The 7,987-nt window shown below is 68.4% G+C and carries 10 protein-coding genes; all 10 read left to right on the forward strand.

All coding sequences use genetic code 11. From position 1 onward, the window contains the following. Nucleotides 1-177 precede the first annotated feature (177 nt). Nucleotides 178-1,494: a preprotein translocase subunit SecY gene (gene secY / locus H300_RS0112980; RefSeq protein ID WP_028427777.1), complete on the forward strand. Its 1,317-nt coding sequence runs from the start codon at nucleotides 178-180 to the stop codon at nucleotides 1,492-1,494. Next, nucleotides 1,494-2,147, forward strand: a complete 654-nt coding sequence (locus tag H300_RS0112985) for an adenylate kinase (protein WP_028427778.1) — start codon at nucleotides 1,494-1,496, stop codon at nucleotides 2,145-2,147. Before secY ends, H300_RS0112985 begins: the two co-directional genes overlap by 1 nt. 182 nt (nucleotides 2,148-2,329) lie before the next feature. After that, entirely contained in the window at nucleotides 2,330-3,166 is an 837-nt protein-coding gene (map, locus tag H300_RS0112990) for a type I methionyl aminopeptidase (RefSeq protein WP_028427779.1), read from the forward strand. Between the two features lie 317 nt (nucleotides 3,167-3,483). Further along, nucleotides 3,484-3,705 (forward strand): translation initiation factor IF-1, encoded by a 222-nt coding sequence (gene infA / locus H300_RS0112995; protein ID WP_003948620.1) that lies wholly within the window; start codon nucleotides 3,484-3,486, stop codon nucleotides 3,703-3,705. A 59-nt stretch (nucleotides 3,706-3,764) separates the two neighbouring features. Then, entirely contained in the window at nucleotides 3,765-3,878 is a 114-nt protein-coding gene (gene rpmJ / locus H300_RS0113000; protein ID WP_003956441.1) for a 50S ribosomal protein L36, read from the forward strand. Nucleotides 3,879-4,069: 191 nt separating this feature from the next. Continuing rightward, entirely contained in the window at nucleotides 4,070-4,450 is a 381-nt protein-coding gene (gene rpsM / locus H300_RS0113005) for a 30S ribosomal protein S13 (protein ID WP_028427780.1), read from the forward strand. 121 nt (nucleotides 4,451-4,571) lie between these two features. Next, nucleotides 4,572-4,976, forward strand: a complete 405-nt coding sequence (gene rpsK / locus H300_RS0113010) for a 30S ribosomal protein S11 (protein WP_028427781.1) — start codon at nucleotides 4,572-4,574, stop codon at nucleotides 4,974-4,976. 172 nt (nucleotides 4,977-5,148) lie between these two features. Beyond that, nucleotides 5,149-6,171: a DNA-directed RNA polymerase subunit alpha gene (locus H300_RS0113015; protein ID WP_028427782.1), complete on the forward strand. Its 1,023-nt coding sequence runs from the start codon at nucleotides 5,149-5,151 to the stop codon at nucleotides 6,169-6,171. Nucleotides 6,172-6,332: 161 nt separating this feature from the next. Continuing rightward, the gene (gene rplQ / locus H300_RS0113020) at nucleotides 6,333-6,926 is read left to right on the forward strand and encodes a 50S ribosomal protein L17 (RefSeq protein WP_028427783.1); all 594 of its coding nucleotides are present in this window, start codon (nucleotides 6,333-6,335) and stop codon (nucleotides 6,924-6,926) included. A gap of 83 nt (nucleotides 6,927-7,009) precedes the next feature. Then, the gene (truA, locus tag H300_RS0113025) at nucleotides 7,010-7,855 is read left to right on the forward strand and encodes a tRNA pseudouridine(38-40) synthase TruA (RefSeq protein ID WP_037980161.1); all 846 of its coding nucleotides are present in this window, start codon (nucleotides 7,010-7,012) and stop codon (nucleotides 7,853-7,855) included. Nucleotides 7,856-7,987 lie beyond the last annotated feature (132 nt).

Here is a 7,987-nt window from a genome sequence, read left to right on the forward strand (position 1 = left end):
TGCCCAGGAACGGGCATCCCCGGTTGGTCGTTCCACGGGGGGCCCTGTCGCCGGTAAGGTAACGGGCACTGCCCGCAATCGTGCTGCCCATCGGCGCGGGCGCGGGCGGCATTTCCCATCCGTCGTTACTCAAGACCGTCACCTCTCGCGTAGGACGCGGGGGCCGCAGGAGGTACCGTGCTCAGCGCGTTCACCCGGGCGTTCAAGACGCCGGACCTGCGCAAGAAGCTGTTGTTCACGCTGGGCATCATCGTGCTCTTCCGGCTGGGAGCGCATGTCCCGGTCCCTGGCGTCAGCTACGAGAATGTCCAGGTCTGCATGGACGAGGCCCAGAACGACAGCCAGGGCCTCTTCGACCTCGTCAACATGTTCAGCGGCGGCGCGTTGATGCAGATCACCATCTTCGCGCTCGGCATCATGCCGTACATCACCGCGAGCATCATCCTCCAGTTGCTGGTCGTGGTCATCCCGAGGTTGGAGGCCCTGAAGAAGGAGGGGCAGTCCGGCCAGGCGAAGATCACCCAGTACACCCGCTACCTCACCGTCGCGCTCGCGGTGCTCCAGGCCACCGGCCTGGTGGCGACCGCTCGCAGCGGCAGCCTGTTCCAGGGCTGCACGGTCGGCACCGAGATCGTGCCCAACGACTCCCTGTTCACCATCGTCTCGATGGTCATCACGATGACCGCCGGCTGCACCCTGATCATGTGGCTGGGCGAGCTGGTGACCGACCGCGGCATCGGCAACGGCATCTCGATCCTGATGTTCGTCTCGATCGCCGCCGGCTTCCCGTCCGCGCTGTGGGCCATCAAGAGCTCCGGTGAACTGGCCGGAGGATGGATCGAGTTCGGTGTGGTGATCGTCTGCGGTCTGGCCATGGTCGGCCTGGTCGTCTTCGTCGAGCAGGCCCAGCGCCGGATCCCGGTCCAGTACGCGAAGCGCATGATCGGCCGCCGGTCGTACGGCGGTACGTCCACGTACATCCCGCTCAAGGTGAACCAGGCCGGTGTGATCCCGGTCATCTTCGCGTCCTCGCTGCTCTACATCCCGGCGCTGATCGTCTCCTTCAGCGGGTCGACGGCCGGATGGGCGGACTGGATCCAGAACAACTTCCAGAGCCAGGACGCGCCGGTCTACGTCATCACGTACTTCGTACTGATCGTGTTCTTCGCCTTCTTCTACGTCTCCATCTCCTTCAACCCCGAAGAAGTTGCAGACAACATGAAGAAGTATGGTGGTTTCATCCCGGGTATCCGGGCCGGCCGTCCCACGGCTGAGTACCTGAGCTACGTGCTGAACCGCATCACGTGGCCCGGAGCCCTCTACCTGGGTCTGATCGCTCTGGTTCCGACCGTTGCGCTGATCGCGTTCAACGCCAACCAGAATTTCCCGTTCGGCGGGACGAGCATCCTGATCATCGTGGGCGTCGGTCTGGAGACCGTGAAGCAGATTGAGAGCCAACTCCAGCAGCGCAACTACGAAGGGTTCCTCCGCTGATGCGTATCCTCCTCGTTGGACCGCCTGGTGCAGGCAAGGGCACGCAGGCCGCGCTGCTCGCCCAGAACTTCGGAATCCCGCACATCTCGACCGGTGACCTCTTCCGCGCCAACATCAACCAGGGCACCCCGCTGGGGCAGCAGGCGAAGGCATTCATGGACGAGGGCCGGCTGGTGCCCGACGAGGTCACCATCGGGATGGCCAAGGACCGCATGGAGCAGGCGGACGCCGGGGAGGGCTTCCTGCTGGACGGCTTCCCGAGGAACGTCGCCCAGGCCGAGGCGCTGGACGGCATCCTCCGGGACGCCGGGTTGTCGCTGGACGCGGTGCTGGACCTGGAGGTCCCCGAGGACGAAGTGGTCAAGCGGATCGCCGGCCGCCGGATGTGCCGCAAGGACAGCAGCCACATCTTCCACGTGGACTACACGCCCTCCAGCGCCGACGGGCAGTGCGACGTCTGCGGCGGCGACCTCTACCAGCGGGAGGACGACCGGGAGGACACCGTCCGCAAGCGCCTGGAGGTCTACCACACCGAGACCGAGCCGATCATCGACTACTACAAGGCCCAGGGCCTGGTGACGACGATCTCCGCGCTCGCCGAGGTGCCCGAGGTGACCGACCGCGCGATGGCCGCACTCGACAGCGGCCGCTAGCGCCGCGGAGCGGGCGGGCCACCGAGGTCCGGCCCGCCCCGCCGGTCGCGACAGTACGTCCCGCTGCGGCGGTGGTGCCCCTCTCCGGGCGCCGCCGCCGTATCGTGTGGTGGGGGCCCGTTCGGGCCCCGCCGCAGCCCGGCGGTGATCCGCGGCACGTCATGTGAGGAGGCGTCAGTTCCATGGTGGAGATCAAGACCCCGGAGCAGATCGCGAAGATGCGTGAGGCGGGGCTGGTCGTCGCCGCGATGCACCGGGAGTGCAAGGCGGCCGCAGTGCCCGGGGCCACCACCAAGGACCTGGACGAGGTCGCGGCCAAGGTGCTGGCCGACCACGGTGCCAAGCCGAACTTCCTCGGCTACGGGGGCTTCCCCGGCAACATCTGCACCTCGGTGAACGAGGTCGTCGTGCACGGCATCCCCGACCGTGAGACCGTGCTGCGGGACGGCGACCTGCTGTCGATCGACGCCGGCGCGATCATCGACGGCTGGCACGGCGACGCCGCCCTCACGGTCTTCGTGGGGGAGGGCCACGCGCCGGAGCTGGTGGAGCTGAGCCGGGTGACGGAGGAGTCCCTGTGGGCAGGCATCGCCGCGATGCGCAAGGGCAACCGGCTGTCCGACATCTCCAAGGCCATCGAGGGGTACATCCGGCGGCAGCCCCGGCCGAGCTCGGGCAAGTACGGCATCGTGGAGGACTACGGCGGGCACGGCATCGGCACCGAGATGCACATGGACCCGCACCTGCTGAACTACGTCGACCGGCGTCGCGGCCGGGGGCCGAAGCTGGTGCCCGGGATGTGCCTCGCGATCGAGCCGATGGTCTCCCTCGGCACGGCCAGGACCCACGTCCTGGAGGACGACTGGACGGTCAAGACGGACGACGGGAGCTGGGCCAGCCACTGGGAGCACTCGGTGGCCCTGACCGAGGACGGCCCGCTGGTGCTCACCGCCGTGGACGGCGGCGCTGCGAAGCTGGCGGAGTACGGCGTCCGTACGGCACCGGACCCGCTGGGCTGACACGGTGGCGTGGTGCCCCGGTGGCGCGAAGCTGCACGGGGCTCGGAGGGGCTGGGCCCGAGGTCGGCGGAGTGGTTCCGCGCGTCCGGCGGGCGGGTCCGCGGAGCCGTCGGTCCGGTGATCCGGAGCGGGCGCCCGGGCGGAGCACCCATCTGCCCGATTCGGGCGGAAACGGCTTAACGATCATGGTTTCCGGGGACAATCCCAGGATTCGTTTTTCCCGGGGCGCTGACGTAGACTAGTGCGTCGGTCCTGGTGTATCGGTATGCCCGGGACCGAACACTGGTAGCCGATCCCGGAAGGTGAAGCGCTCAAGCATGGCCAAAAAACAAGGGGCCATCGAGATCGAGGGCACCGTCGTCGAGTCTCTCCCGAACGCGATGTTCAAGGTGGAGCTCCAGAACGGGCACCAGGTCCTCGCGCACATCAGCGGCAAGATGCGGATGCACTACATCCGTATCCTTCCCGACGACAGGGTCGTGGTGGAGCTGTCTCCCTACGACCTGACGCGTGGACGGATCGTCTACCGCTACAAGTAGCTCGAGCCGGCATCTCACATCCGTGGGGTGGTGGCCTGACCCGGAGAACCTCACATCCCATGAAGGTCAAGCCGAGCGTCAAGAAGATCTGCGACAAGTGCAAGGTGATCCGCCGTCACGGCCGGGTCATGGTCATCTGCGACAACCTGCGCCACAAGCAGCGCCAGGGCTGAAGCAGAACCACCGAGCACCCGCGGTACTTCGCGCGACGCAAGCGAACACGTAAAAACGCAGTCACCCGCTCCCACGCCTCGCGTGGGGACGACACCCCCGGTCGGAGGCCGGGGACCCGGCTCGTAACGCCACTGAGCATTGCGGGAACGGTGCTGCGTCAGACCTCCGCCACTCATCAGGAGCCACATCCATGGCACGCCTTTCCGGCGTTGACCTTCCGCGCGAGAAGCGCGTGGAGGTCGCCCTCACCTACGTCTTCGGCATCGGTCGCACCCGATCCCAGGAGGCGCTGAGCAACACCGGTGTGAACCCGGACACTCGTGTCCGCGACCTCGCCGAGGAAGACCTCATCAAGCTTCGCGAGTACGTGGACGCGAACTTCCAGACCGAGGGCGACCTCCGCCGCGAGATCCAGGCCGACATCCGCCGCAAGGTCGAGATCGGCAACTACGAGGGTCTGCGTCACCGCCGGGGTCTCCCCGTCCGCGGTCAGCGCACCAAGACCAACGCTCGTACCCGCAAGGGTCCGCGTCGCGCCATCGCCGGCAAGAAGAAGCCGGGCAAGAAGTAGTCCGCACCGGACGCAACTGCGGGTCGGCCAGAGCATCGGCCACGGCGCCACTTTTGGCGGAACTCGCACGTCACAGCGGTCCGAGATGCAGGACCGACCACCTCCACGGGAGTAAAACCATATGCCTCCGAAGGGCCGTACGGCGGGCGCCAAGAAGGTGCGCCGCAAAGAGAAGAAGAACGTTGCCCACGGGCACGCTCACATCAAGAGCACGTTCAACAACACCATCGTGTCCATCACGGACCCCACCGGGAACGTGATCTCCTGGGCATCGGCCGGGCACGTGGGCTTCAAGGGCTCGCGCAAGTCCACCCCGTACGCCGCGCAGATGGCCGCCGAGTCGGCCGCCCGGCGTGCGCAGGAGCACGGCATGCGCAAGGTCGACGTGTTCGTCAAGGGTCCCGGCTCCGGCCGTGAGACCGCGATCCGCTCGCTCCAGGCCACCGGCCTGGAGGTGGGTTCGATCCAGGACGTCACCCCGACCCCGCACAACGGCTGCCGCCCGCCCAAGCGCCGGCGCGTCTGAGCGGCTGCGAGCAGACGACATGAGGGGTCCCCGCCGGGAGGCGGGGACCCTCGGGCCGGGCGGCGGGGCGCATACGCGTCGCGCCGCCCGTATCCTTGTGGTAAAGGTCCCGGGCTGACGCCCGGGGGCTCGGCATCAAATAGCGGTTGCCGAAGACTGGAGGCACACACCCATGCTGATCGCTCAGCGCCCCTCACTGACCGAAGAGGTCGTCGACGAGTTCCGCTCCCGGTTCGTGATCGAACCGCTGGAGCCGGGCTTCGGCTACACCCTCGGAAACTCCCTGCGTCGCACCCTTCTCTCCTCGATCCCCGGGGCGGCTGTCACCAGCATCCGGATCGACGGCGTCCTGCACGAGTTCACCACCGTGCCGGGCGTGAAGGACGACGTCACCGACCTCATCCTGAACATCAAGCAGCTCGTCGTCTCCTCGGAGCACGACGAGCCGGTCGTGATGTACCTGCGCAAGCAGGGTCCCGGCACGGTCACCGCAGCGGACATCGCGCCGCCGGCCGGAGTCGAGGTGCACAACCCCGACCTCGTCCTGGCCACGCTGAACGGCAAGGGCAAGCTGGAGATGGAGCTGACCGTCGAGCGCGGTCGCGGCTACGTCTCTGCGGTGCAGAACAAGCAGGTCGGCCAGGAGATCGGCCGCATCCCGGTCGACTCCATCTACAGCCCGGTCCTCAAGGTCACCTACAAGGTCGAGGCGACCCGGGTCGAGCAGCGCACCGACTTCGACAAGCTCATCGTCGACGTCGAGACCAAGGAGTCGATGCGTCCCCGTGACGCCATGGCCTCCGCCGGCAAGACCCTGGTCGAGCTGTTCGGCCTGGCCCGTGAGCTCAACGTCGACGCCGAGGGCATCGACATGGGTCCGTCGCCGACCGACGCGGCGCTGGCCGCCGATCTGGCGCTGCCGATCGAGGAGCTGGAGCTCACCGTCCGCTCCTACAACTGCCTCAAGCGCGAGGGCATCCACTCGGTCGGCGAGCTGGTGGCCCGTTCCGAGGCGGACCTGCTCGACATCCGCAACTTCGGTGCGAAGTCGATCGACGAGGTCAAGGCGAAGCTGGCCGGCATGGGCCTGGCCCTGAAGGACAGCCCGCCCGGATTCGACCCGACCGCTGCGGCCGACGCCTTCGGCGCGGACGACGACGCCGACCAGGGCTTCGTCGAGACCGAGCAGTACTGACACCACTCCGGACGGGGCCCGGCCCCGTCCGGAACCCCCTCGCGGGCGCTCCCGGACACGGAAGCACCCGCGAGGGGCACACGCACTCCGTCCGGGCGTCCGCCCGGACGGCCTGACACCGGTACCTGATACGGCCGGTGCAGAGAAAGAGGAGAAGCAACATGCCGAAGCCCACCAAGGGCGCCCGTATGGGCGGCGGCGCCGCGCACCAGAAGGCGATGCTGGGCAACCTTGCCACCAGCCTTTTCGAGCACGGCCGCATCACCACCACCGAGGCGAAGGCACGCCGCCTGCGTCCGGTGGCGGAGCGTCTGATCACCAAGGCGAAGAAGGGCGACCTTCACAACCGCCGCCAGGTCATGCGCACGGTCCTGGACAAGGGCGTCGTCCACACGCTCTTCACCGAGATCGGCCCGCGGTACGAGAACCGTCCGGGCGGCTACACCCGCATCACCAAGATCGGCAACCGTCGCGGCGACAACGCGCCGATGGCGGTCATCGAGCTGGTCGAGGCGCTGACCGTGCAGCAGTCCGCTGTCGGTGAGGCCGAGGCCGCCACCAAGCGCTCCGCCAAGGACGCCGCCGGCGACCAGGCCGCCGCGGACCTCAAGAAGGACGCGGCGAAGGACGACGAGCCGAAGGACGACGAGCCGAAGGACGAGGCGCCGAAGGACGAGGCGCAGGCAGCGTCCGAGGCAGCGTCCGACGAGGCGCCGGCCGACGAGGCCGCCGCCGAGGAGAAGAAGGACGCCTGAGCGTCCCCTTCCCCCGCGTGAGCGGACGGGCCCGTCCCCTTCCCAGGGGGCGGGCCCGTCCGTCGTCCCGAGAGGATCCTGGTGTGAGTGACGCAGTGGAGCCCGGCTCCGTACGGGTGCGGCTGGACCTGTCCTACGACGGCCGCGAGTTCTCCGGCTGGGCGGTGCAGCGCGGCCGCCGCACCGTGCAGGGCGAACTGGCGGAGGCGCTGCGGGTGGTGCTGCGCCGCACGGAACCGGTGGAGCTGACCGTCGCCGGCCGCACCGACGCCGGAGTGCACGCCCGCGGGCAGGTCGCCCACGTCGACCTCCCCGGGGAGCTGTGGGCCGGGCACCGTGCGCAGCTGCTGCGCCGGCTGGCCGGGCGGCTGCCGTGGGACGTACGCGTGCACCGGGTGGCCGAGGCACCCGCCCACTTCAACGCCCGCTTCTCCGCGGTCTGGCGCCGCTACGCGTACCGGGTCGCCGATCACCCCGGTGGCGTCGATCCGCTGCAACGCGGACATGTGCTCTGGCACAACTGGCCGCTGGACGTCGACGCCATGAACGCCGCCGCCGAACGGCTGCTCGGTGAGCACGACTTCGCCGCCTACTGCAAGAAGCGCGAGGGCGCCACGACCATCCGTACGCTCCAGCAGCTCAGTTGGCTGCGCCGTCCGGACGGGGTGCTGGAGGCGACCGTCCGGGCGGACGCGTTCTGCCACAACATGGTGCGCGCCCTCGTCGGCGCGATGCTCTTCGTCGGCGACGGCCACCGTCCTCCGTCGTGGCCGTCCGAGGTCCTCGCGGCAGGTGTCCGCGACTCCGCGGTGCACGTGGTCCGCCCGCACGGGCTGACCCTGGAGGAGGTCGGCTACCCGGCGGACGAGCTGCTCGCCCTCCGCAACAGCGAAGCCCGCAACAAGCGCACCCTCCCCGGCTGCTGCTGACGCACTGCCGCCATTCGACTGCCCTCAGAGCTCAACGCCGTTGCGTTTGGCCCCTGAGCTGTACGTCAAGCCCTGCTGAACAGCGCAACGGGACCACCTGGTAGATCAACGATCGGCGAAGAAAGTCGATCA

This window comes from Streptomyces sp. TAA040 (genome assembly GCF_000424845.1).